At 72.2% G+C, this 23,668-nt stretch carries 23 protein-coding genes; 14 read left to right on the forward strand and 9 right to left on the reverse strand.

The window, feature by feature from the left end; genetic code table 11:
* Positions 1-48 precede the first annotated feature (48 nt).
* Positions 49-1,224: an imidazolonepropionase gene (hutI, locus tag ACFY30_RS10105; protein ID WP_390844667.1), complete on the forward strand. Its 1,176-nt coding sequence runs from the start codon at positions 49-51 to the stop codon at positions 1,222-1,224.
* Between the two features lie 28 nt (positions 1,225-1,252).
* Here the strand turns inward: hutI and ACFY30_RS10110 are convergent, their stop codons facing one another.
* From ACFY30_RS10110 to ACFY30_RS10125, 4 genes are all read right to left on the reverse strand, one after another.
* The gene (locus ACFY30_RS10110; RefSeq protein WP_390844668.1) at positions 1,253-1,549 is read right to left on the reverse strand and encodes a YciI family protein; all 297 of its coding nucleotides are present in this window, start codon (positions 1,547-1,549) and stop codon (positions 1,253-1,255) included.
* Positions 1,546-2,112 carry a TetR/AcrR family transcriptional regulator gene (locus ACFY30_RS10115; RefSeq protein WP_390844669.1) on the reverse strand — a complete coding sequence of 189 codons (567 nt, stop codon included), beginning with the start codon at positions 2,110-2,112 and terminating at the stop codon, positions 1,546-1,548. Before ACFY30_RS10115 ends, ACFY30_RS10110 begins: the two co-directional genes overlap by 4 nt.
* 300 nt (positions 2,113-2,412) lie before the next feature.
* The gene (locus ACFY30_RS10120; RefSeq protein ID WP_390844670.1) at positions 2,413-3,993 is read right to left on the reverse strand and encodes a ricin-type beta-trefoil lectin domain protein; all 1,581 of its coding nucleotides are present in this window, start codon (positions 3,991-3,993) and stop codon (positions 2,413-2,415) included.
* A 210-nt stretch (positions 3,994-4,203) separates the two neighbouring features.
* The gene (locus ACFY30_RS10125) at positions 4,204-5,094 is read right to left on the reverse strand and encodes an RNA polymerase sigma factor SigF (RefSeq protein WP_390844671.1); all 891 of its coding nucleotides are present in this window, start codon (positions 5,092-5,094) and stop codon (positions 4,204-4,206) included.
* Between the two features lie 283 nt (positions 5,095-5,377).
* On the opposite strand from ACFY30_RS10125, the gene ACFY30_RS10130 reads away from it, so the two are divergent.
* From ACFY30_RS10130 to ACFY30_RS10155, 6 genes are all read left to right on the forward strand, one after another.
* Positions 5,378-5,755 (forward strand): STAS domain-containing protein, encoded by a 378-nt coding sequence (locus tag ACFY30_RS10130; RefSeq protein ID WP_390844672.1) that lies wholly within the window; start codon positions 5,378-5,380, stop codon positions 5,753-5,755.
* A 246-nt stretch (positions 5,756-6,001) separates the two neighbouring features.
* The gene (locus ACFY30_RS10135) at positions 6,002-6,496 is read left to right on the forward strand and encodes an ATP-binding protein (protein WP_390844673.1); all 495 of its coding nucleotides are present in this window, start codon (positions 6,002-6,004) and stop codon (positions 6,494-6,496) included.
* Positions 6,497-7,102: 606 nt separating this feature from the next.
* Positions 7,103-7,786 carry an LPXTG cell wall anchor domain-containing protein gene (locus ACFY30_RS10140; RefSeq protein ID WP_390844674.1) on the forward strand — a complete coding sequence of 228 codons (684 nt, stop codon included), beginning with the start codon at positions 7,103-7,105 and terminating at the stop codon, positions 7,784-7,786.
* Positions 7,787-7,849: 63 nt separating this feature from the next.
* On the forward strand, positions 7,850-9,088 hold the full coding sequence (locus tag ACFY30_RS10145) for a hypothetical protein (protein WP_390844675.1): 1,239 nt from the start codon (positions 7,850-7,852) through the stop codon (positions 9,086-9,088).
* Between the two features lie 41 nt (positions 9,089-9,129).
* Complete coding sequence (locus ACFY30_RS10150) at positions 9,130-10,191, forward strand: hypothetical protein (RefSeq protein WP_390844741.1); 1,062 nt, start codon at positions 9,130-9,132, stop codon at positions 10,189-10,191.
* Between the two features lie 64 nt (positions 10,192-10,255).
* A complete protein-coding gene (locus ACFY30_RS10155; RefSeq protein WP_390844742.1) occupies positions 10,256-11,506 on the forward strand; it encodes a hypothetical protein in 1,251 nt (416 codons plus the stop codon).
* Between the two features lie 127 nt (positions 11,507-11,633).
* On the opposite strand, the gene ACFY30_RS10160 is transcribed toward ACFY30_RS10155, so the two are convergent.
* On the reverse strand, positions 11,634-13,130 hold the full coding sequence (locus ACFY30_RS10160; RefSeq protein ID WP_390844676.1) for an oligopeptide:H+ symporter: 1,497 nt from the start codon (positions 13,128-13,130) through the stop codon (positions 11,634-11,636).
* 528 nt (positions 13,131-13,658) lie between these two features.
* Here ACFY30_RS10160 and ACFY30_RS10165 point away from each other — a divergent pair.
* Both ACFY30_RS10165 and ACFY30_RS10170 read left to right on the forward strand, forming a co-directional pair.
* Entirely contained in the window at positions 13,659-14,336 is a 678-nt protein-coding gene (locus tag ACFY30_RS10165) for a response regulator transcription factor (protein ID WP_055720913.1), read from the forward strand.
* A 22-nt stretch (positions 14,337-14,358) separates the two neighbouring features.
* Positions 14,359-15,633, forward strand: a complete 1,275-nt coding sequence (locus tag ACFY30_RS10170) for an ATP-binding protein (RefSeq protein WP_390844677.1) — start codon at positions 14,359-14,361, stop codon at positions 15,631-15,633.
* A 41-nt stretch (positions 15,634-15,674) separates the two neighbouring features.
* On the opposite strand, the gene ACFY30_RS10175 is transcribed toward ACFY30_RS10170, so the two are convergent.
* Positions 15,675-16,205, reverse strand: coding sequence for a GtrA family protein (locus ACFY30_RS10175; protein ID WP_390844678.1), 531 nt, complete (start codon positions 16,203-16,205; stop codon positions 15,675-15,677).
* 221 nt (positions 16,206-16,426) lie between these two features.
* On the opposite strand from ACFY30_RS10175, the gene ACFY30_RS10180 reads away from it, so the two are divergent.
* The 3 genes from ACFY30_RS10180 to ACFY30_RS10190 are packed head-to-tail and all read left to right on the forward strand — an operon-like array spanning position 16,427 to position 19,271.
* Complete coding sequence (locus tag ACFY30_RS10180) at positions 16,427-17,566, forward strand: 5-(carboxyamino)imidazole ribonucleotide synthase (protein ID WP_390844679.1); 1,140 nt, start codon at positions 16,427-16,429, stop codon at positions 17,564-17,566.
* Positions 17,563-18,087, forward strand: coding sequence for a 5-(carboxyamino)imidazole ribonucleotide mutase (gene purE / locus ACFY30_RS10185; RefSeq protein ID WP_390844680.1), 525 nt, complete (start codon positions 17,563-17,565; stop codon positions 18,085-18,087). Before ACFY30_RS10180 ends, purE begins: the two co-directional genes overlap by 4 nt.
* The gene (locus tag ACFY30_RS10190; protein WP_390844681.1) at positions 18,084-19,271 is read left to right on the forward strand and encodes a dipeptidase; all 1,188 of its coding nucleotides are present in this window, start codon (positions 18,084-18,086) and stop codon (positions 19,269-19,271) included. The genes purE and ACFY30_RS10190 overlap by 4 nt, the downstream gene beginning before the upstream one ends.
* A gap of 11 nt (positions 19,272-19,282) precedes the next feature.
* On the opposite strand, the gene ACFY30_RS10195 is transcribed toward ACFY30_RS10190, so the two are convergent.
* Positions 19,283-19,681 (reverse strand): VOC family protein, encoded by a 399-nt coding sequence (locus ACFY30_RS10195; RefSeq protein WP_390844682.1) that lies wholly within the window; start codon positions 19,679-19,681, stop codon positions 19,283-19,285.
* Positions 19,682-19,818: 137 nt separating this feature from the next.
* Positions 19,819-21,162, reverse strand: a complete 1,344-nt coding sequence (locus ACFY30_RS10200) for a UDP-glucose dehydrogenase family protein (RefSeq protein ID WP_390844683.1) — start codon at positions 21,160-21,162, stop codon at positions 19,819-19,821.
* Positions 21,163-21,363: 201 nt separating this feature from the next.
* On the opposite strand from ACFY30_RS10200, the gene ACFY30_RS10205 reads away from it, so the two are divergent.
* Positions 21,364-22,521, forward strand: a complete 1,158-nt coding sequence (locus ACFY30_RS10205) for an acyl-CoA dehydrogenase (RefSeq protein WP_390659025.1) — start codon at positions 21,364-21,366, stop codon at positions 22,519-22,521.
* 92 nt (positions 22,522-22,613) lie between these two features.
* A complete protein-coding gene (locus ACFY30_RS10210) occupies positions 22,614-23,063 on the forward strand; it encodes an SRPBCC domain-containing protein (RefSeq protein ID WP_390844685.1) in 450 nt (149 codons plus the stop codon).
* 15 nt (positions 23,064-23,078) lie between these two features.
* On the opposite strand, the gene ACFY30_RS10215 is transcribed toward ACFY30_RS10210, so the two are convergent.
* Positions 23,079-23,636 (reverse strand): acyl-CoA thioesterase, encoded by a 558-nt coding sequence (locus tag ACFY30_RS10215; protein WP_390844687.1) that lies wholly within the window; start codon positions 23,634-23,636, stop codon positions 23,079-23,081.
* Between the last annotated feature and the right edge of the window lie 32 nt (positions 23,637-23,668).

Genomic DNA, 23,668 nt, shown 5'->3' on the forward strand with positions numbered 1-23,668 from the left:
GCGACCACCGAGGCCCCCCGCCCCCACGAGGACACGTCCGAGGACACGATGAGCAGCAGCACCGTCATCACCAACATCGCCACGCTGGTCACCAACGACCCCTCCCTCGGTGACGGCTCCCCTCTCGGCCTGGTCCGGGACGCGGCCGTCGTCATCGAGGGCGACCGCGTCGTGTGGACCGGTGATTCAAGCAAAGCACCCGCCACTGACAACCGGGTCGACGCCGACGGCCGCGCGGCCCTCCCCGGCTTCGTCGACTCCCACTCCCACCTGGTCTTCGCGGGCGACCGCACGGAGGAGTTCAACGCCCGGATGTCCGGCCGCGGCTACACGGCGGGCGGCATCCGCACCACGGTCGCCGCCACCCGCGCCGCGAGCGACGACGAACTCGAGGCGAACCTCACCCGCTACCTCTCCGAGGCCCTCCACCAGGGCACGACCACCTTCGAGACCAAGTCCGGATACGGCCTGACCGTCGCCGACGAGGCCCGCGCCCTGCGCCTCGCCGCCGCCCACACCGAGGAGGTCACCTACCTCGGCGCCCACATCGTCCCCCCCGACTACGCCGACGACCCGGCCGCGTACGTGGCCCTGGTCACCGGCGAGATGCTCGACGCCTGCGCGCCGTACGCCCGCTGGATCGACGTCTTCTGCGAGAAGGGCGCCTTCGACGGCGACCAGGCCCGTGCCATCCTCACCGCCGGCAAGGAGAAGGGCCTGCGCCCCCGCATCCACGCCAACCAGCTCTCGTACGGTCCCGGCGTGCAACTGGCGGTCGAGCTGGACGCGGCGAGCGCCGACCACTGCACCCACCTGACCGACGCCGACGTGGACGCGCTGGCGAACAGCAGCACCGTCGCCACCCTCCTGCCCGGCGCGGAGTTCTCGACCCGGGCCGAGTGGCCGAACGCCCGCCGCCTCCTCGACGCGGGCGTCACGGTCGCCCTCTCCACGGACTGCAACCCGGGCTCCTCCTTCACCTCCTCGGTCCCCTTCTGCATCGCCCTCGCCGTACGGGACATGGGCATGACCCCGGACGAGGCGGTCTGGTCGGCGACGGCGGGCGGGGCGGCGGCCCTGCGCCGCACGGACATCGGCCGCCTCACCCCCGGCGCCCACGCCGACCTGACCCTCCTGGACGCCCCGAGCCACGTCCACCTCGCCTACCGCCCGGGCGTGCCCCTCGTGTCGGGCGTGTGGAGGCGAGGCGCACGGGTGGTCTGAGACCGGCCCCGGGGATCAACGGACGCTGTCACAGCAGGAAGCTCAGCCGCTCGTCCGCCATGGCCGGCGCGATCTCGATGATCTCCGCCGTGACGACGTCCTGGGCGACGAACGGGTCCTCGTCGACGCGCTTCCGCAGCGCCTCGCGCGAGGTGCTGTGGGCGAGGACCGCGCCGCCGAGGCCCGGCTGGATGCTGCCGACCAGCAGGAAGACCCCGTCGTCCAGGCCGCGTTCGATCCACTCCTGGTGGCCGGCCATGTACCGGCCGGCTGAACCGGAGTTGTCGGAGAACCGAAGCAGGATCACGAACATGTGCTTTCTCATTTCTCGTAGGTGCTCAGCCAGTCGCGCATCCGGTCGACCTCCCGCTGGATGAACGCCTCGTCCCGGAAGGCGTTGAGCATGACGGCGGCGCCCTGGCTGAAGGCGAGCACGTGCATCGCCAGCTCGTCGGCCTGCCCGGCCTGCCCGAGCAGCACGAACTGCTCGCGGAGCCACGCGCGGAACAGGGCGAACAGACGGCCGGCCCGGCCGAGCATGGCGTGCTCCAGCTTGGCCAGTTCCGTGGTCAGGGTGCCCACGGGGCAGCCGTAGTCCTGGATGTCCGCGCGGTTCGTGAGCACGATCTCGATGTACCGCATGATGCGGCCCGCCGGGGTGGGTGCCTCGGCCTCCCACTGCTCCAGCATCCGCCGGGTGTCTGCGAGGCGGGCGTCGATCACCGCGTCCAGGATCGCGTCCTTGGACTTGAAGTGGTAATAGAAGTTGCCCCGCGACAGTCCGACGGCTCCGGCGATGTCCGCGAACGAGGTGTGCTCGTAGCCGTGCTGGTAGAAGAGCCTGTCCGCTGCCGCCACGATCTGTTCACGGGTCGCCACAGCTGTCACGGTGATCCCCTTTCCGTCGTAGGACAGTCGACCTAGAGCCACAACGTAGGTCGGCTGTCCTAGAGCGTCAAGGCGTTGCTCGTCCTCACCACGGGAGGGCAGCCGGTGCACCGCGCCTGTCGGTCGGCCCCGGACCGCTCGTCGGCCCGTTCAGCGGCCGCGCCCCGTCTCGCCCGGGCGCCGCCGCCGGCCGGCCGCCCCAAGCTGAAGTTCTTCGACGGCCGACGGGTACAGACGCACCCCGACTCCGAATAGAGGCCACCCGCTGTGCCGGGCCGGTCCGGGCCCCTGGCGGGCGGCTCAGCCGGCCCCCGCCCGCCACCGCTGCTCCCCGCCCCCGTCCAGCGGCTCCAGCGACACCCCGCCGTCCCCGGCCGCCGTCACACCCGTCAGGATGGCGATCGCCGGTCGTATCGTCCCGTCGGCGTCCACCGTGAATCTCAGGTTGTCGCCGTTGCGTCCGTCCACCGACGCGCACTGCCAGACCCCCACCCCCTTGTCCACGGAGCCCCGGCTGTCCAGACAGAAGTCGGGGTCGGCGTACGACTGGACCACGCCCCGCCCCGCGTCCACCCGCCACCGCTGACTTGGCGAGGAGGAGCAGGGGACCGTCATCACGTCCGTGCCGTTGGCGAAGTCGCCGGCCACCTCAAGGCAGCGGCCCGTGGCGACGTTCACGACCTGGGCGTAGGTCCCGCCGGGCGCGCGGGTCGGGGACGGGGTGGGGGCCGGCGCCGGCTTCGGGGGCGGGGTGGTGCGCGGCGGTGAGGAACTCGGCCGGGGGGAAGGCGACTTGCTGGTGGGGGCGGGTGCGGGCGCGGACGCCGAGACCGTCGCCGTCACCGTCACCGGAGGGGCGGTCGACGGGCGGGCCGCGACCGCGCTCGTCTCCTCCCCCGCGTCGTGCGACGGCAGCAGGAACAGCAGCAGCGGCACCAGCGCCACCCCCGCCACCGCCGACACCAGCGCGACCCGGCGCGGAGGCCGCCGTACCGGCTTCCGGGCCGCCGCGGGCACCCCGGCCGCCGGCTCGCGCTCCTCCCGCACGTACGCCGTCCCGCCCCACGGCAGCAATCCCTCCGCGAGCGCCGTGCGCGGCGTGTTCCGGAGGGTGCGCAGCTCCTCGTACGCCGTCGCGCAGTGCGGGCAGTGCGCCCGGTGTGTCTCCAGATCGGGGCTCCGCCTCGCGCCCTCCGGGCGTACGGCCTCCTCGATCAGCCGCCGGAAGTCCCCGCAGCGGGGGTCGTCGGAGGCGGCGAGGCGCAGCCGCAGGCAGGCCCGGGCGAGGGCGTGCAGGGCGGGAGCGATCCCGTACGTCACGTCCTCGGGGGTCAGACCGAGCAGTACGGCGGTCCGGTGCGCCTCCTCCCGGTCCACCACGCCGTACCAGAGCAGGCCCTGGGCGCGGGCGGGCAGCGAGTGGAAGGCGGGCAGCAGGGGCGGGAGCGGGCCGCCGCGTGCCGCGGTCGTGTTGAGCACGAGGAGCAGGCCCGGGTCCAGGCCGCCCGCCCGGTCGTCCGTGGCCCAGTCCGCCGCCGCCCGCCCCGCCTGCAGCAGGAGCCGGTGCCGCCAGGCGCCGCCCGGTTCGCTGCCGCCCGCGGTCTCGCGGGCCGTGCGGGTGAACGCCTCCGCCGCCAGGCGGCGTGCGGCCGGTTCGCTCGTCGTGCACAGCCTGGCGTACGCCAGGACGGCGGGCTCGTGGCGGGTGCGCAGGGAGCGCAGCGCCGGGTACGCCCGGGCGGGCGCGCCCCGCAGCAGGTCCGTCAGCCGCGCGTCCGAATCCCCGGAGTCGGGCAGCTCGGGCGAACCGGGCGAACCGGGGGAGCCGGGGGAATCAGTGGAGTCATCGGCGTGTCCGCCGTCTCCGTCGGCACGGACCACGAGCCGCCTCCTCACCATCGCTGACGTACCGGTCAGTCTGAAGTGGAGGTGACCCTAGTGGCGAGAGGGGTGCCGTGGGGAGGTTTCCGGGGGTAAGCCTCCGCCGCCGGGGCCGTGCGCAGGGCTGTGCACGGCCCCGGCGGCGGGGCTTCGGCCTCCGGGTCGGGCACGGCGGGCCGCTCTCGGCCGGGCCGCTGCCGCCGGCCGGGCCTACTCCTCGACCGTCAGTCCCTTCCGCAGCCGCACCAAGGTCCGCGACAGCAGCCGCGAGACGTGCATCTGCGAGATGCCCAGCTCCTCGCCGATCTCCGACTGGGTCATGCCCGCGACGAAGCGGAGGGAGAGGATCTGGCGGTCGCGGGGCGGGAGTCCGGCGATGAGGGGCTTCAGCGACTCGACGTACTCGATGCCTTCGAGCCCGTGGTCCTCGTAGCCGATGCGGTCGGCGAGGGCGCCCTCCGCGTCGTCCTCCTCGGGCTGGGCGTCCAGGGAGGACGCCGTGTAGGCGTTGGACGCCGCCATGCCCTCCACGACCTCCTCGTTCGTGAGGCCGAGGCGCTCCGCCAGTTCCGCCACGGTGGGGGAGCGGTCCAGCTTCTGGGCGAGCTCGTCGCCCGCCTTGGCCAGGTCGAGCCGCAGCTCCTGGAGCCGGCGCGGGACGCGTACGGACCACGACGTGTCGCGGAAGAAACGCTTGATCTCACCGACGATGGTCGGCATCGCGAAAGTGGGGAACTCGACGCCCCGGGACAGTTCGAAGCGGTCGATCGCCTTGATCAGGCCGATCGTGCCGACCTGGATGATGTCCTCCATGGGCTCGCTGCGCGAGCGGAAGCGGGAGGCGGCGAACTTGACCAGGGCGAGGTTCAGTTCGACGAGGGTGTTGCGGACGTACGAGTATGCGTACGTGCCTTCCTCGAGCGACTCCAGCCGCTCGAACAGCGTCTTGGACAGGGCGCGCGCGTCGACGGCGCCGATCTGTCCGATCTCCTCGTACGGAGGAATCTCGGGGAGCTCCGCGATGGGATCCAGATGTTCCTGAACCGGTGGGGGTGTCGACGTCGCTGTCGGGGTATGCGATGCGTCGAGCCGGGGTGACATGATGTCCTCCATCGTTCTCGGCATATGGCTGCCGAAGCCAGTGAGCGCACTACGGTGTGCGGCGCCTCCAAAGCCGGCCGTGTCGGTTACGTGTTCCTACTAGGCCTACCGGCTTTACCGAGGCCTCCGCAAGTGCGTTTTGTTGGCTTATGTCCGTTTGTGCGTGATTGTTCGGCTGTTGGAGCACGTGACGAAGGCGTAGTGTTCGAGGGCGTCCGGCAGGTGGTTCAGCAGGCTGTCGGCAGGTAATCACCAAGCAGTGAGCAACCCGGGAGAGAGACGCATGGGTGGCGGGACGGTCGGCAGCGCACAGTCGGGCCGGCTTCTGGTCGAGGTGCGGGACGAGGGCTCCAGTGCCGTCGTGACTCCGGCGGGTGAGTTGGATCACCACACCGCCGATCTGTTGCGCGAACCACTTGAGGAGTGCCTCTCCAGAGGACTCAGCAGGCTGGTGGTGGACTGTTCGCGGCTGGAGTTCTGCGACTCCACCGGGCTGAACGTCCTGCTCGGAGCGCGCCTGAAGGCGGAGGCGGCCGGTGGCGGAGTCCATCTGGCGGGGATGCAGCCCGTCGTGGCCCGGGTCTTCGAGATCACCGGAGCGGACGCCGTCTTCGTCGTCCATGACACTCTCGCCGCGGCGCTCGCCGACGAGGACGGCTGAGGGAGACCGGGACGGCGGCGGACGGGCGGGATCGCCGCTCTGTCCGTTGTGATGTGAACGGGGGTGTTCCACCGGTTCCGTCGGGCAGGAGACATCCTGAACGCGAACATGTCGGCGGCACTCCCGGCGGACACATCGACGGAACATCGACGGAAACGCCGACGGGCCACGTACTGCTCTGTACCGCACTCTGTGCTGGAGTGAATGTTGAATTGTGAACCGGTGAATCGGTGAGGTGAAGCGCTGATGAGCACCACCCGGTCCTACTCGCCGGGCGACCGCGGTCCGGAGCAGGAGCCGGAGGCCGGCGGCGCTTCCGGGGAGCCGGCGGGTCGTCAGGTCCGCAGACTGAGCTTCGACGGCGTGAGCGGGGTCGTTCCGGCGGCCCGCGACTTCGCGCGTCAGGCGCTGTACGCGTGGGGCTGGCTGCCCGCGGCCACCGCCGACCAGCGGGCCGCCGCGGAGGACGTGCTGCTCGTCGTCTCCGAGCTGGTCACCAACGCGTGCCTGCACGCCGAGGGGCCGGAGCGGATGGTCCTCGGCTGCGACAAGAAGGTGATCCGCGTCGAGGTCTCCGACCGCGGCACCGGCCAGCCGGCCCCCCGCACCCCCCATCGGGCGGGACGTCCCGGCGGCCACGGCATGTTCATCGTCCAGCGGCTCTGCCTGGACTGGGGCGTCGTCCGCAGCCCCGGCCTCGCCGGCAAGACGGTCTGGGCGGAACTGGGCGCCCCGGCCTGACCCCGGCCTGACCCCGGCCGGCACCCGGCCACCTGGCCGCCCTGGGCTCGGCCGCCTGGCCGCCCCCGGCCCGGCCGCCCCCGGCCCGGCCGTCCGGGCCCGGCCACCTGACCGCCTGACCGTCCGGGCCCGGCCACTGCCGCTGGCTCGCCCCGGCGTGCCCGCACCCGCTCCCGGCTGAGGCCGCCATGTGCGGGGGGTGCGCTGCTCGGTCGGCGCCGCACATACCCCGGTGCCGCAGCCGGGGCGGCGCTGCGCCCTGGCCGGCGCCGCACTCCAGGGCCGCGGCGCGGATCGGCGTCGTACGGCGTCCTGCGGTGCTCACCGGATCAGACCCGCGAACCGGCCGGAACTCATCGCGGCAGGGGGCACCTCCGGCACCCGCGGCCGGACCGGCACGGACCACACGGCGCCCGCCCCGGCACCCCCCCGGCCCCCCTCCGTCACAGCCCCACCCTGCGCCCCCCGACCCCGCGCGTCCTCAGAACCCCCGGAACCCGCACGCCGGATCGTCACAACTCCGGCGCTCCTCTTCTCTTCCCTCCTCATCCCCCCGGGCGTACCTTGACGGCTCGATCTGATGCCTCGTCAGGAAATGAGGGGACCGTGCCGAACCGGAAGCGAACCGCCGCGCTCGCGACTGCCGCGGCCCTGGCCGGGGCGGCGGTCTGGACGGCCGCCCCCGCGGCCATGGCCGAGGTCGTCGACGTCAACTACTCCTGCAAGACGCCCATCGGCGACAAGAGCGCCGTCTCGCCGATCGACATCAAGGGCGTCAAGAGCGGCAGCGGCTACGAGATCACCATGTCCTGGCAGAAGGGCGTCTCCTCCAGCCCCGTGGAACTCGGCGCCGGCTCGATGAAACCGAGCGCCACCATCAAGCTGGGCGGCGCCGACAGCGGCACCCTGGCCGTCACCGGCCCCGCCAACCAGGCGGCGATCCCCGAGAACACCCCCATCAAGATCAACGACCTGAGCGGCACGTACACCCCGAAGAAGACCGGCAAGGTCACCTTCACGGCCGGGATCCTCACCATCAAGGCCCTCGGTACGACCACCACCTGCACGCCCACCAACAGCCCCGGCCCCTCCCTCACCCTCGACGTGACCGCGTCGAGCGGCGGGAGCAGCGGCGGCGGGGGCAGCAGTGACAGCGGCGGCAGCGGCGGCGCACTCCCGCAGACCGGCCCCGAGGACTCGGCGATCGCCCTCGGCACCCTCGGCGGCACCGTGCTGCTCGCGGGGGCGGCGGGCGTCCTGTGGCTGACCCGGCGGAACCAGCCCCGCTGACGCCGCCCTCGTCCGCCCCCGCCCTCACGAGAGAGCCGGCAAGAAGAGCCACTGGAGCCGCCGATGCCGTACGCCCGCGCCGCCCGTGCCCTGCTGCTGACCCTGCCCCTGCTCGTGGCCGCCGGCCCCGCCACCGCCGCCGGCTGGTCGGCCGCGCCCTCCGGCGGCGGACGGCCGTCCTTCTACGCGGAGGGAGCGCCCGGGTCGGTGCTCCAGGACACCGTCGCCGTGACCAACCGGGGCACCCGGCCGCTCACCGTACGCCTGCGCGGCACCGGCCTCGGAGGGCTCCCGGTCGCCTTCGCCGACAGCGCCGTCCGGGTCCCCGCCCGCACCCGCGCCGAGGTGCCGTTCACGGTGACGGTTCCGGCGGACGCGGCCCCCGGCGCCCGCACCGGCGCGGTCGTCGTACGGGAGGCCACGGGCCGCCGGGTCACCGTCCGGCTGCTGGTGCGGGTCGGCGGCCCCCGGCTGACCGCGCTGACCGTCGAGCATGTGGCCGTGCACGGCGACCGGATCACGTACGAGCTGGTCAACCGGGGTACGACGAATCTCGTGCCCCGGCTCGCCGTGCGCGCGGACGGGGTCCTCGGCACCGTACTGGACCGCGCCCCGCGCACCCTGCCCGTCCGGCTGCCGCCCGGCCGCCGGCTGAAGCTCGACGAGCCGTGGCCCGACCGCCCCGCCCTGGACGCGGTCACCGTACGTCTGACGGTCACCGCGCCCGGCGCCGCGCAGGCCACGGGTCACGCGTCGGCCCGTTTCGTGCCGTGGGGCGCGGCGGGGGCCGCCGGGGGCGTGCTGTCGCTCGCGACGGGGGCCGTGGTGGTCGTACGGCGTCGCGGGAGCCGTCGGGGCGATCGCGCCGAGGCCGCTGGGCCGGGCACACGCACATCCAGTGAGGGCATGGCCGGACACGCGTCGGCCCGCTTCGTGCCGTGGGGTGCGGCGGGGGCCGGGAGCCTGCTGTCGGTCGCGGCGGGCGCGGCCGGGGGTGCGTTGTCGGTCGTGGCGGGGGCCGCGGTGGTCGTACGGCGGCACAGGACGCGGCCGGTCGGTCGCGCCGCGGCCGGGGCGTCGGGCGCGTCCTCCTCCAGCGGGGGCAGCGCCGGCGGGGCCCGGCTCCCGTATGCGCGGGCCGGTTCGCGCGGAGACACCTCCGACGCGTCGACGCCCTCCGCCCCCCACCCGCACGGGCCGGACCCGTTTCCCCGGCCCTGCCCGGTGCCGGCGCCTGTCTGCGACCCGACCGGTGCGGCCGGTCCCGGGCGCGAGGCCGATTCGAGGGGAGCGGGCACGTGAACGGCAGACCGCGGACCGCGGTGGCGGTCCATCCTCTTCTCCTGCTTCTCCCGCTTCTCGTCCTGCTGCCGCTGCTCGCGCTGACGAGCACGGCCCCGGCATCGGCGGCCGGCGAACCCACGGTCACCCTCTCCGATGCCCAGGCCGGCACCGGCGATTCAATCGCCGTCAGCGGCAGCGGGTGGCGCCCGCGCACCCTGCTGATGCTGCTCGTCTGCGGACAGGCGACCCCGGCGCGCGGGGTGATCGGCGGCACCAACTCCTGCGCCAACGCCGACGGCCGCGCCGTCACCACCGACGCCGACGGACGGTTCAGCCGCCGGCTGCCGGTGGCAGAGCCGCCGGTGCCGTGCCCCTGCGTGGTGCACGTGGCCACCGCGACCGGCGCGAAGGCGCAGGCCGACGCGGTGTTCCAGGTGGCCGGGCACGCCGTGGAACCCCTGCCCGCGGAGGCGGACGGGGACGGACGGCTCGCCGTCCTCACCGACACCCGGCTGGACGGCTCCGGCGGGCTGCTCACCTGGTTCGGGGCGCCGCCCACCCGCACGCTCGTCTTCACCGTCGGCAACCTCGGCACCACGACCGTGAAGGACCCGGTCTTCCGGGTCGGCACCGCACACGGGGTGTTCGCCCCGCAATGGGACGAGCGCCCGTGGCGCGGCACGATCGCGCCCGGCGGGAAGGCGCGCGTGAAGCTGCCCGTCGAGCTGTCCGCCGGCGCCCACGGCGACTACACCGTCTCCCTGGAGTACGGCGGCAAGGTCCTCGCGGAGCAGCCCTGGGGCGTGGGCCGCCCCTGGGGCGTGACCCTGTTCTGGATCCTGCTCTGTCTGGTCGTGCCGGCGGCGGTGTTCCGGATCGGGATGGCCGTCGTGGACCGGGTCCGGCCACGGACGCGCCGGCCCCGCCGTACCTCTGGGGGCAGCCGCCGGACCTCTCGCGGGCAGCGGGAGGACGGCCCCGCCCCGGCCCCCACCACCTCGACGACCCTGCCGTGGTTCACGCCGGACGCCGGTCCGGCCGCGGCGGGCCGGCTCTCCGCACCGCACGACGACCACCCGACGAGTCCACGACTCCCGGCAGGAAGGGACCCCAGTGAGTGAGAGAGCCGTACCACCCCCGCGAGGGGCCGGGCGGAGAAGCGCGGCAGCGGCGGGCGCCGCCGTCCTGTTCGCCGGGGCCGCCGCGCTGCTCGGCGTGACCGCGGGGCAGGCCCAGGCCGCCGAGGTGTCCTACGCCACCCACTGCGTGCCGCCCTCGGGCGTGGGCCTGCCCGAGATCGACGGCACCACCAAGGTCGACGTCACCGCGCCGGCCACGGCGAAGGTCGGCGACACCGTCGACATCGTCTGGAGGTTCACCCAGGCCGCGTCGAAGAACCCCGACATCATCGACCTGCCGGCGAACTCCGTCCAGCCGTCCGGCACCCTCAAGGCGGCCGGCGCGCAGACCACGAGCGTCGAGATGACCGGCCCGCGCGAGAACCCGGCGATCCCCAAGGGCGGCGACATGGTGCTGTCCGACATGAAGGGCACGCTGAAGCTGACGGCGGCGGGGCAGGTGACGCTGACGCCGGACGCGTACGTCGTCAACGCGCTGGGGACGAACACCACCTGCACGCCGACGGAGGGCGTCCAGCCGGCCGCGACGATCACGGTGACGGCGGGGGAGGGGAGTTCGACTGCGTCCTCCGACCCCTCCCAGAGCGCGAGCCAGAGCCAGTCCCCGTCCGGCAGCGCGTCGCCCGGCACGTCCACGACACCCAGCGCGTCCACGAGCGCGAGCGGTGACGACGGCCAGACCGACTTCACCGGCAAGGTCGTGGACATCCCGTACACCTGCCAGTCGCCCCTGGGGGAGAAGAAGGCGACCTCGCCGATCCAGATCAACGCCAAGAAGGACGGCGGGAGCTACGACCTCACCGTGCAGTTCAAGAAGTCGGTGATGGACAGCCCGATCGACATCCCGGCCGAGAAGGTCAAGCCGACCATGCAGGTCGTGCTGGGCGGCGCCGACGAGGGCACGGTGAAGGTGGAGGGCCCGCTGAACTCCGAGGCGATCCCCCAGGGCCGGCCGATCGAGATCCCGGACCTCACCGGCACCTACAAGCCCGGCGCGAGCGGCGAGTCCACGCTCTCCCCGGGTGTCCTCGTGATCGAGGCCATGGGCACGACCACCACCTGCACCCCGGACAGCACGGCCGTCTCCCTGACCCTGACCACCGAGGAACAGGCGAGCGGCGCGTCCGGCGGCAGCGGCTCCTCGTCGGGCGGCAGCACGACGACGAGCGGCGGCCTCGCCGAAACGGGCGCCGGCGACCACGGCACCCTGAAGGCACTGGGCCTGGTGGCCGGCACGGCGGTCCTGCTGGGCGCGGCGGTGTTCACCTTCATGCCGGGAAGAAGGGGTCTCAGGTGAGGCGGCCCACCTGAGGGCGGGACCGGGCACGCGGGGGACCGCGCGAGTGGTCCCCCGCGGGGAAAGCCGGAAACACAGGAGGGCCACTCCGTTCCCGGGAACGGAGTGGCCCTCTGTCGGCGGACGATCAGTGAACGTCGCCCATGAGCTGCTTGACCTTCTTCCGGTACATCCACACCGCCGCACCGGCGATCACGGCGAGCACCGCCTGGAAGGCCACGATGCCCGTCTTGTTGAGGTCCACACCGGCGATGGACAGCAGACCGGTGGTCGCGTCACCGGCGGTGACCGCCAGGAACCAGACACCCATCATCTGCGAGGCGTACTTCGCGGGCGCCATCTTCGTGGTGACCGACAGACCGACCGGGGAGAGGGTCAGCTCACCGATCGTCTGGACGAAGTAGATCGCGACCAGCCACATCGCGGCCGCCTTGTGACCGCCGTCGGCGATTGCCAGCGGGGCGAGGAACAGGAAGAAGGACGCGCCGATCATGACCAGGCCCATCGCGAACTTGGTCGCGGTGCTCGGCTCCTTGCCGCGCCGGGCCAGCGCCAGCCAGGCCCAGGCGAAGACCGGCGCCAGCGCCATGATCATGACCGGGTTGACCGACTGGTACCAGGAGACCGGGAACTCCCAGCCGAAGACGGTGTTGTCGGCGGAGGAGTCGGCGAACAGGGACACGGTCGAGCCGCCCTGGTCGTAGATCATCCAGAACACGGCCGCGGCGACGAAGAACCAGATGTACGCCGACATCTTCGACTGCTCGGCACGGTCCAGGTCCCGGTCCCGCTTGATACGGGCGATGACCATGACCGGGATGACGAGACCGGCGACGGTGATCGGGACCAGCAGCCAGTTCAGCGTGTAGTGGCCGGTGAAGCCGACGATCCCGTAGAAGACGGCGGCGATGGCGGCCCACAGGCCCGCCTTCTGCAGGGTGGCGGTCTTCTCGGCCGGGGTCATCGGGGTGGGCACGACGCTCGAGCGCGCGCTCAGGTGACGGCTGCCGAGCAGGAACTGGGCCAGACCCAGCGCCATACCGAGGGCGGCCAGGGCGAAGCCCAGGTGCCAGTTGACGTTCTCGCCGACGGTGCCGATGACCAGCGGGGCGGCGAAGGCGCCGAGGTTGATGCCGATGTAGAAGACGGTGAAGCCGCCGTCACGGCGCGGGTCGTCCGGGCCCTCGTAGAGGTGGCCGACCATCGTGGAGATGTTGGCCTTCAGCAGACCGGAACCGATCGCGACGAGGCCGAGGCCCGCGTAGAAGGTGCCGGCGCTGGGCAGGGCCAGGGTGAGGTGGCCGAGCATGATGACCGCGCCGGCGACGGCGACGGTCTTGCGGGGGCCGAGGACACGGTCCGCGAACCAGCCGCCGGGCAGGGCGAGCAGGTACACGAGGGACAGGTACACCGAGTAGATCGCGGTCGCGGTGGCCGCGCTCAGGTGCAGGCCGCCCGGTGCCACCAGGTACAGCGGGAGCAGGGCCTTCATGCCGTAGTAGGAGAAGCGCTCCCACATCTCGGTCATGAAGAGAGTGGCCAGTCCGCGGGGGTGGCCGAAGAAGGTCTTCCCGGAGCCGGGGGTGCCCGGACGGACCGAGTCCTTCGTCAGGCTGGACGCCATGGTCGTTCCTTGCTGGTCGGGACGCGTTCGTGAGCGGATGCGCGCCCGGTGGGGGGCGGCCGGCACCGGCGGGTCGTTCCGTCCGCCCCACGCCCTGGGGAGTCCGCCCCGGATCGCGGAGCGGTGGACGGCGACCACCGGGATCCACGCCTCTACGCGCGTCGCGCGAGCAGGGCCCGGCCGGAGGTCATTCCTTTCGAGGCCGACGGGGAAGGATCCCGCACCGGCCCGCACACAAAAGAGACCCTCAGCGTCAAGTGCGCCAAAGGTCCCCGTGGTGCTACAGGCGTTGTCTCACCATACGTCAGGAGAGTGCCGGATATGGAAGGGTTTGAGACACGGATCACAGGTGATCAAGGAACCGTGGGAGGGTTTCGAAGGTCCGTACCATCCTGCCATCACCCGACTGTAGGTCCGTACCAACGGCGCCGACGGCGTGGCGCCCCGCTTGTCCGGCATGTCCCTGGGTAAGAAACAGGGCCGCCGATCACACTTCGGGCCGTGCCCCGTGCGGACTACCATCAGCGCATGACCCGTGTACTGCTCGCCGAGGACGATGCGTCCATCTCGGAGCCGCTGGCCCGCGCACTGCGCCGGGAAGGGTACGAGGTCGAGGTGCGTGAGGACGGACCGACCGCGCTCGACGCCGGGATGCAGGGCGGCATCGACCTGGTCGTGCTGGACCTCGGGCTGCCCGGCATGGACGGTCTGGAGGTGGCCCGCCGGCTGCGCTCCGAGGGCCACGCCGTGCCGATCCTCATCCTGACCGCGCGCGCCGACGAGGTGGACACCGTCGTCGGCCTCGACGCGGGCGCGGACGACTACGTCACCAAGCCCTTCCGGCTCGCCGAGCTGCTCGCCCGCGTACGGGCGCTGCTGCGGCGCGGCGCCGCGGAGCCCGCGCAGCCGCCCGCCACCCACGGCGTGCGCATCGACGTCGAGTCGCACCGGGCCTGGATGGGCGACGAGGAACTGCAGCTCACGGCGAAGGAGTTCGACCTGCTGCGGGTCCTCGTCCGGGACGCGGGCCGGGTCGTCACCCGCGACCAGCTGATGCGCGAGGTCTGGGACACCACGTGGTGGTCGTCCACCAAGACCCTCGACATGCACATCTCCTGGCTGCGCAAGAAGCTGGGCGACGACGCGGCGAACCCCCGCTACATCGCCACGGTGCGCGGCGTGGGCTTCCGCTTCGAGAAGAGCTGAGACAGCTGAGAGTCACGAGCACATGCGCCGCCGACTGATCCAGTCCACGCTCGCCGTGGTGCTGGTGGTGATCGCCGTCTTCGGCGTCTCCCTGGTCATCGTCGAGAGCCGCACCATCAGCAACAGCGCCCAGGAGCGGGTGGACTCCGAGGCGGTGCGGCTGGTCGGCATCGTGGACAGCCGGCTGCTCGGCTCCGAGGAGGTCACCGCCGAGATCCTGCGCGACCAGGTCACACAGGACCGTTACGCCGTGATCCGCATACCGGGCCGCGAGCCGATCGAGGTCGGCTCCAGGCCCACCGGTGAGGTCATCCACGCCGAGGAGCGGGGCGAGGGCGGCGAGACGGTCCGGGTCGAGGAGCCGCGCTCCACGATCACCCGCGAGGTCGGCCGCACCCTCCTCATCATCGGTCTGGTGGCCCTCCTGGCGGTGGTCGCGGCGGTCCTCCTCGCCATCCGCCAGGCGAACAAGCTGGCCTCCCCCCTCACCGACCTGGCCGAGACCGCCGAACGCCTCGGCTCGGGCGACCCCCGGCCCCGGCACAAGCGCTACGGCGTCCCCGAGCTGGACCGGGTCGCCGACGTGCTGGACTCCTCGGCGGAACGCATCGCCCGCATGCTCACCGCCGAGCGCCGTCTGGCGGCCGACGCCTCCCACCAGCTCCGCACCCCCCTGACGGCGCTGTCGATGCGCCTGGAGGAGATCACCCTCACCGACGACCCGGACACGGTGAAGGACGAGGCGACGATCGCGCTGACGCAGGTGGAACGCCTGACGGACGTGGTGGAGCGCCTCCTGACCAACGCCCGGGACCCGCGCACCGGCTCCGCCGTCTCCTTCGACCTGGACGAGGTCATCCAGCAGCAGCTCGCCGAATGGCGTCCCGCCTACCGCAGCGCGGGCCGCGCCATCGTCAGCTCCGGCAAGCGGCACCTGCGGGCGGTGGGCACCCCGGGCGCGGTCGCCCAGGTCCTCGCCGCCCTGATCGAGAACTCCCTCATGCACGGCGGCGGCACGGTCGCCCTGCGCACCCGCGTCACCGGCAACCAGGCGGTCATCGAGGTCACCGACGAGGGTCCCGGCGTCCCCGCCGACCTGGGCGCCCGGATCTTCGAGCGCACGATCAGCGGCCGCAACTCCACGGGCATCGGCCTGGCCGTCGCCCGCGACCTCGCCGAGGCCGACGGCGGCCGCCTCGAAATGCTCCAGGCCCAGCCGCCGGTCTTCGGCCTGTTCCTCTCCCGCACGGCGCCCCAGAAGAGGACGTCGCAGGACGATGAGCCGATGGTGCGGTAGGGGTCCTGCCCCCCGCTCCGTAGCCCGTTCCGTCCCGCGGGTCAGCCGACGCGCTGGCGGGGCTCGGCCTTGCGGGCCTGTCCGCCGATGAGCGACTCCTCCGTCAGAAAGGACTCCGCGCTGGCCACGGCCTCCTTCGCCGGCAGCGCACGGAACACCCACGTCCGGTAGGACCAGAAGCGGAACAGGGTCGCGACCCCGATGCCGAGGAACTTGAAGACGTTGCTCTGCAGCGGGCTGTCCCAGCCGAAGCCGTACGTCGCCGCGAACAGCAGTCCGTTCTCGATGACCAGCCCGACCGCGCTGAACAGCAGGAACAGCGTCAGTTCCTTCGTCCGCCCGCTCTTGTCGCGGTCACGGTAGGTGAAGTACCGGAACCCGAGATAGTTGAAGACGATCGACACGACGGTCGCGATGACGCTGGCCCGCACCACCTGGAGATCGGTCAGGTGCCGGACGAGGTTGAACACGCCGAGGTTGACCAGCACCCCGGCACCGCCGACCGCCCCGAACTTGACCAGCTCACGGGCTACCCGCCGCAGCCGTCCTTGCCCCGAGGAACCATGTGCCATGGTCGTACAGGCCCCCGTCCGGGTCTCGATTTCGTCAACCCAGCCATGCTAACCACCACTCTTGTCGGTTTCCTGTGCTCGCCCCTCACAGGTCGGCGACGGGTCGGGAAGAAGGCGGCAAACGGCCGGTATGAGCCGGTCGAAAGCCCGGTGAGAAGCGTGGGCCCGCTCCCGGCGGGCGCGGGATCCGGCCACGCCCGCGTGGCCGATACCCTGGGGGCGTGACGTTCCCGGTAGTCGGCATGGTCGGCGGAGGCCAGCTCGCTCGTATGACACACGAGGCAGGCATCCCGCTCGGCATCAGGTTCAAGCTCCTCAGTGACACCCCCCAGGATTCCGCGGCGCAGGTCGTGAGCGATGTCGTCATCGGCGACTACCGCGACCTCGACACGCTGCGTGACTTCGCGCGCGGGTGCGATGTGATCACCTTCGATCACGAACATGTACCCACCGAGCACCTCAGGGCCCTGGAGGCGGACGGCATCCCCGTCCGGCCCGGCCCGGACGCGCTCGTGCACGCCCAGGACAAGGGCGTGATGCGCGCGAAGCTCGACGCGATCGGCGTGCCGTGCCCGAGGCACCGCATCGTGACGGACCCGCAGGACGTGGTCGCCTTCGCGGCGGAGGGCGACGGCTTCCCGGTCGTCCTCAAGACCGTCCGCGGCGGCTACGACGGCAAGGGCGTCTGGGTCGTCGACTCGGCCGAGGAGGCCGAGGACCCGTTCCGCGCGGGCGTCCCCGTCCTCGCCGAGGAGAAGGTCGACTACGTCCGCGAGCTCGCCGCCAACGTCGTGCGCTCCCCGCACGGCCAGGCGGTCGCCTACCCGGTGGTCGAGTCCCAGCAGGTCGACGGCGTCTGCGACACGGTGATCGCCCCCGCCCCCGGCCTGGACCGCTCCCTCGCCCTGAGGGCCGAGGAGATGGCCCTGCGCATCGCCAAGGAACTGGACGTCGTCGGCCACCTCGCCGTCGAACTGTTCCAGACCAGCGACGGCCGCATCCTCGTCAACGAACTGGCGATGCGCCCGCACAACTCCGGCCACTGGACCCAGGACGGCGCGATCACCTCCCAGTTCGCCAACCACGTCCGCGCCGTCCTCGACCTCCCCCTCGGCGACCCGCGCCCGCGCGCGCCCTGGACGGTCATGGTGAACGTGCTCGGCGGCGACTTCCCGGACATGTACTCCGCCTACCTGCACTGCATGGCCCGCGACCCACAGCTCAAGATCCACATGTACGGCAAGGACGTGAAACCCGGCCGCAAGGTGGGCCACGTCAACACCTACGGCGACGACCTCGGCGACGTGCTGGAGCGCGCCCGTCACGCAGCCGGCTACCTGAGAGGCACGATCACCGAATGAGCCCCGTTGTTGGCATCGTCATGGGTTCGGACAGCGACTGGCCCGTCATGGAGGCCGCCGCCCAGGCCCTCGACGAGTTCGAGATCGACTACGAGGTCGACGTCGTCTCCGCGCACCGCATGCCCCGCGAGATGATCGCCTACGGCGAGCAGGCGGACGGCCGCGGCCTGAAGGTGATCATCGCGGGCGCCGGCGGCGCCGCCCACCTCCCCGGCATGCTCGCCTCCGTCACCCCGCTGCCGGTCATCGGCGTGCCCGTCCCGCTGAAGTACCTCGACGGCATGGACAGCCTCCTGTCCATCGTGCAGATGCCGGCCGGTGTGCCCGTCGCCACGGTCTCCGTCGGCGGCGCCCGCAACGCGGGCCTGCTCGCCGCCCGGATCCTCGCCGCCCACGACGAGGACCTCCTGGCCCGGATGCGCGAGTTCCAGCAGGAGCTGAACGACCAGGCCACCGAGAAGGGCAAGCGGCTGCGTGCCAGGGCCGAGGGCTCCGGCAACGGTTTCGGCTTCGGGAAGTGACGGCCTTGAGCTCTCTGGAGGCAGCCCGGGAACTCCTCGCCGAGTTCCCGGTCGTCGACGGCCACAACGACCTGCCCTGGGCGCTGCGCGAACAGGTCCGCTACGACCTCGACGCCCGCGACATCGCCACCTCCCAGGCCGCCCACCTGCACACCGACCTCCCGCGCCTGCGGCAGGGCGGCGTCGGCGCGCAGTTCTGGTCGGTGTACGTCCGCGCGGACCGGCCCGACCCGGTCCCCGCGACGCTGGAGCAGATCGACTGCGTCCGCCGGCTCGTCGACCGCCACCCCGGGCACCTCAGGGCCGCCCTGACCGCCGCGGACATGGAGGCGGCGCGCGCACAGGGCCGTATCGCCTCCCTCATGGGCGCCGAGGGCGGCCACTCCATCGCCAACTCGCTGGGCACCCTGCGCGGCCTGTACGCGCTCGGGGTGCGGTACCTGACGCTCACCCACAACGACAACGTGGACTGGGCGGACTCCGCGACCGACGAGCCGAGAGCGGGCGGCCTGACGGCCTTCGGCCGCGAGGTCGTGCGCGAGATGAACCGGCTGGGCATGCTGGTCGACCTCTCGCACGTCGCGGCGACGACCATGCGCGACGCCCTGGACACCAGTTCGGCGCCGGTGGTCTTCTCCCACTCCTCCGCCCGCGCGGTCTGCGACCACCCCCGCAACATCCCGGACGACATCCTGGAGCGGCTGCCCGCCAACGGCGGCGTCGCGATGGTCACGTTCGTGCCGAAGTTCGTCCTGCAGGCGGCGGTCGAGTGGACGGCGGCGGCCGGTGAGAACCTGCGCGCCCACGGCTTCTTCGACCTGGACACGACCCCCGAGGCGATGAAGGTCCACCGCGCCTTCGAGGAGGCGAACCCCCGTCCGGTCGCCACGGTCGCGACCGTCGCCGACCACCTCGACCACATGCGTGAGGTGGCGGGCATCGACCACCTCGGCATCGGCGGCGACTACGATGGCACGGCCTTCACCCCCGCCGGCCTGGACGACGTCTCCGGCTACCCCAACCTGATCGCGGAGCTCCTCGACCGCGGCTGGTCCCGGCCCGACCTCGCCAAGCTGACCTGGCGGAACGCGGTCCGGGTGCTGGGCGCCGCGGAGGACGTCGCCCGGGACCTGCAGAGCACCCGCGCACCGTCCCACGCCACGATCGAGTCGCTCGACGGCTGAGCGGACACCCCCTAGGGGTGTTCGATCCGGCACAGGCAGAACGGATGCCCCGCCGGATCCGCGTAGACCTGGAAGTCCTTCTTCTCCCGGTCCTCCAGGTCCAGCGGCCGTGCCCCGAGCGCCAGCACCCGCTCGTGGGCCGCGTCCATCTCCGCCCAGGTGGCCCCGGCGTCGAGGTCGAGGTGGAACTGCTGCGGGTTGCGGTCGGCGCGCGGCCACTCGGGCGGGGTGTACCCCTCGACCTGCTGGAAGGCCAGCCGGGGGCCGCCGGGGACCTGGAGGACGTACCAGTCCTCCTCGCCCTCCTCGGCCCAGGGGGTGCCGCCCAGGAGAGCCGCGTAGAAGTCCGCGAGCGCACGCGGGTCGGGACAGTCGAGCACGACGGAACGGAGACGCACCTCGGAAGCCATGCGGGACGGGTGCCCTGCCGGGGGTTCCGCGTAACCCACAGGAAGTTCACACGGCATACGGCACCCGGGTACGGCAGAATGCAGGCAGACGCCGGTTCGGCCGACTGAGCCTCGGCCGAACCGGCGTCACCCTGCCCTCAGGCCGTGGGCCGGCCCATCGCCCGGTACGTCCAGCCCGCCTTGCGCCACAGCGCCGGGTCGAGCGCGTTGCGCCCGTCGAGGATCAGCCGGGCCGCCGCCACCTCCCCGAGCGCCGCCGGGTCCAGCTCACGGAACTCCCGCCACTCGGTCAGGTGCAGGACGACGTCGGCGCCCCGTACGGCCTCCAGGGCCGAGGAGGCGTACCCGAGCGTCGGGAACACCCGGCGGGCGTTCTCCATCCCCTTGGGGTCGTAGACGGTCACCTGGCCGCCCTGGAGGTGGATCTGCCCGGCGACGTTCAGCGCGGGCGAGTCCCGTACGTCGTCGGAGTCCGGCTTGAAGGTGGCGCCCAGCACGGCGACCCGCCGGCCCAGGAAGGGGCCGCCGCCGAGGGCCTCCCGCGCCAGCTCCACCATCTGGCCGCGCTGGCGCATGTTGATGGAGTCGATCTCGCGCAGGAAGGTCAGCGCCTGGTCGGCGCCGAGCTCACCGGCGCGGGCCATGAAGGCCCGGATGTCCTTGGGGAGGCAGCCGCCCCCGAAGCCGATGCCCGCCCGCAGGAACTTCTTGCCGATGCGGTCGTCGTGACCGATGGCCTCGGCCAGCTTGGCGACGTCACCGCCGGCGGCCTCGCACACCTCCGCCATCGCGTTGATGAAGGAGATCTTCGTGGCGAGGAAGGAGTTCGCGGAGGTCTTCACCAGCTCGGCCGTCGGGAAGTCGGTGACGACGAACGGCGAACCCTCCTTGATCGGGGTGGCGTACACCTTCCGCAGCAGCTTCTCGGCCCGCTCGCTGCGCACGCCGACGACGATCCGGTCCGGGTGCAGGGTGTCGTCGACGGCGAACCCCTCCCGCAGGAACTCAGGGTTCCAGGCCAGCTCGGCATCGGCCCCCGCGGGCGCCAGCTCGGCGATCGTCCGGGCGAGGCGCTCGGCGGAGCCCACGGGCACGGTCGACTTGCCGACGACGAGCGCGGGCCGGGTCAGATGCGGCGCGAGCGAGCCGATCGCCGACTCGACGTACGACATGTCGCAGGCGTACTCGCCGTGCTTCTGCGGGGTGTTCACGCACACGAAGTGGATATCGCCGAAGGCGCCCACCTCGGCCCAGTCCAGGGTGAAGCGCAGCCGCCCGGTGGAGCCCTCGAACCCGGCGACGTGCCGCCGCAGCAGCTCCTCCAGCCCCGGCTCGTACATGGGCGTCTCGCCGCGCTCCAGCTTCTCGATCTTCTCCTTGACGACGTCCAGGGCGAGCACCTCGAAGCCCAGCTCGGCCATGGCCGCGGCATGCGTGGCCCCGAGATAGCCGGTGCCGATCACGGTGATCTTGAGGCTCATGGACGCTCCAGGAAAGATAAGCCGGGGGTGCGCGCCCGAGCATATCGGGGCGGGCCGGAGCCCCTCACCGGGCGCTTTCCCCCCAAGGCTTCCCCTTGTTGTCCACCTCACGTGTCAGACGCGCGGTGGGGGCTCTAAAATTTGAGTTACTTAACGGTAATTAGCGTCGGTAATCGCAGCGTCTTTGGAGCGTGAGCAATCTTGGCCGGATCGGCTGACTTCGACCTGTACCGCCCGTCCGAGGAGCACGACATGCTCCGCGACGCCATCCGCTCCCTGGCCGAGGCGAAGATCGCGCCCTACGCCGCCGCGGTGGACGAGGAGGCCCGGTTCCCGCAGGAGGCGCTGGACGCGCTGGTCGCGAGCGACCTGCACGCGGTGCACGTACCCGAGTCGTACGGCGGCGCGGGCGCGGACGCCCTGGCGACGGTGATCGTCATCGAGGAGGTGGCCCGCGCCTGCGTCTCCTCCTCCCTGATCCCCGCGGTGAACAAGCTGGGCTCGCTCCCGGTGATCCTCTCCGGCTCCGAGGACCTGAAGAAGAAGTACCTGACGCCGCTGGCCAAGGGCGACGCGATGTTCTCGTACTGCCTCTCCGAGCCCGACGCCGGCTCGGACGCGGCCGGCATGAAGACCAAGGCGGTCCGCGACGGCGACCACTGGATACTCAACGGCGTGAAGCGCTGGATCACCAACGCCGGCGTCTCCGAGTACTACACGGTGATGGCCGTCACCGACCCCACCAAGCGCTCCAAGGGCATCTCGGCGTTCGTCGTCGAGAAGTCCGACGAGGGCGTCTCCTTCGGCGCCCCGGAGAAGAAGCTGGGCATCAAGGGCTCCCCGACCCGCGAGGTCTACTTCGACAACGTCCGCATCCCCGCCGACCGCATGATCGGCGAGGAGGGCACCGGGTTCGCGACGGCGATGGCGACCCTCGACCACACCCGCATCACCATCGCCGCCCAGGCCCTCGGCGTCGCCCAGGGCGCCTTCGACTACGCCAAGGGCTACGTCCAGGAGCGCAAGCAGTTCGGCAAGCCGATCGCCGACTTCCAGGGCATCCAGTTCATGCTCGCCGACATGGCCATGAAGATCGAGGCCGCCCGTCAGCTGACGTACGCGGCGGCCGCCAAGTCCGAGCGCGGCGACGCCGACCTCACCTTCCAGGGCGCGGCCGCCAAGTGCTTCGCCTCGGACGTGGCGATGGAGGTCACCACGGACGCCGTCCAGCTCCTCGGCGGGTACGGCTACACCCGCGACTACCCGGTCGAGCGCATGATGCGCGACGCCAAGATCACGCAGATCTACGAGGGCACGAACCAGGTCCAGCGCATCGTCATGGCGCGCAACCTGCCGTAGGGCCCGCCCCCGCCCGCCGTCCGTCGCCCTCCGCCGGGTCACCGGCCGGAGGGCGACGTGCGTGCGGGGGGACCCGCGGTCACGATGGAGTCATGACGAGCGATGCCGGACTGGTGCTGATTCTGCGGTGCGAGCTGCCCGCCGCGTCCCCGGACGTGTTCCGCGCCCTGACCGAACCGCCAGAGCTCGCCCGGTGGTGGGGGCCCGACGGGTTCACCATCCCGGCCGTGGAGAGCGACCTCCGGCCGGGAGGGGCCTACCGGATCGACATGCAGCCGCCCGAGGGCGCCCTGTTCCGTCTGGCGGGCGAGTTCCTCGACGTCGACCCCCCGCGGCTGCTGCGCTACACCTTCCGCTGGGAGGAGCCCGACCCCGAGGACAGGGAGACGGTGGTGACGCTGGAACTGCGCGACCTGGGCACCGGCGCGGCCGAGCTGGTGCTCACGCAGGGGCACTTCGCCACCGAACGGCGCCGGGCCCTGCACGAGGAGGGCTGGACCCAGGGGTTCGGCAAGCTGGAGCGGCTGCTCGCCCCGTCCTGAGCGCGGCGGCGGACGTCAGTCCCCGTAGCCCTCGGCGATCCGCCGTTCCCGCAGCTCCCTGATCGCCCGCCGGCGCGCCAGCCGGTGTGTACGGCGGATCTGGGCCTCCTGGTAGCGGCGCTTGTCGCGCTCCGTCTCGGGGACGACCGGCGGGACCGTACGGGGCTTGCCGTCGGCGTCCACGGCGGCGAAGACCAGGTAGGCCGAGCCGACCTGGGTGGGCGGGGTGGACTCGTTCCAGCGTTCGGCCAGCACCCGGACACCGACCTCCATCGAGGTGCGGCCGGTCCAGTTGACCTGGGCCTTGACATGGACGAGGTCGCCGACGCGGACCGGCTCCAGGAACACCATCTCGTCCATGGACGCGGTGACGGCGGGGCCGCCGGAGTGCCGGCCGGCCACGGCGCCCGCCGCGTCGTCGACGAGCTTCATGATCACACCGCCGTGCACCGTCCCCAGGAGGTTGGTGTCGTTGTGGGTCATGATGTGGCTGAGGGTGGTGCGGGAGGCGGAGGTGGGCTTGCCCGGGATGTCCGGGAGGTCCGAGTCCACTGCGGTGACCTGGTCTGTCATGACCTCCACCTTATGCCGAGGGGGACAAGCCG

Origin of the sequence: Streptomyces sp. NPDC000345 (assembly GCF_042898825.1) — a bacterium.
Classification (GTDB): domain Bacteria; phylum Actinomycetota; class Actinomycetes; order Streptomycetales; family Streptomycetaceae; genus Streptomyces.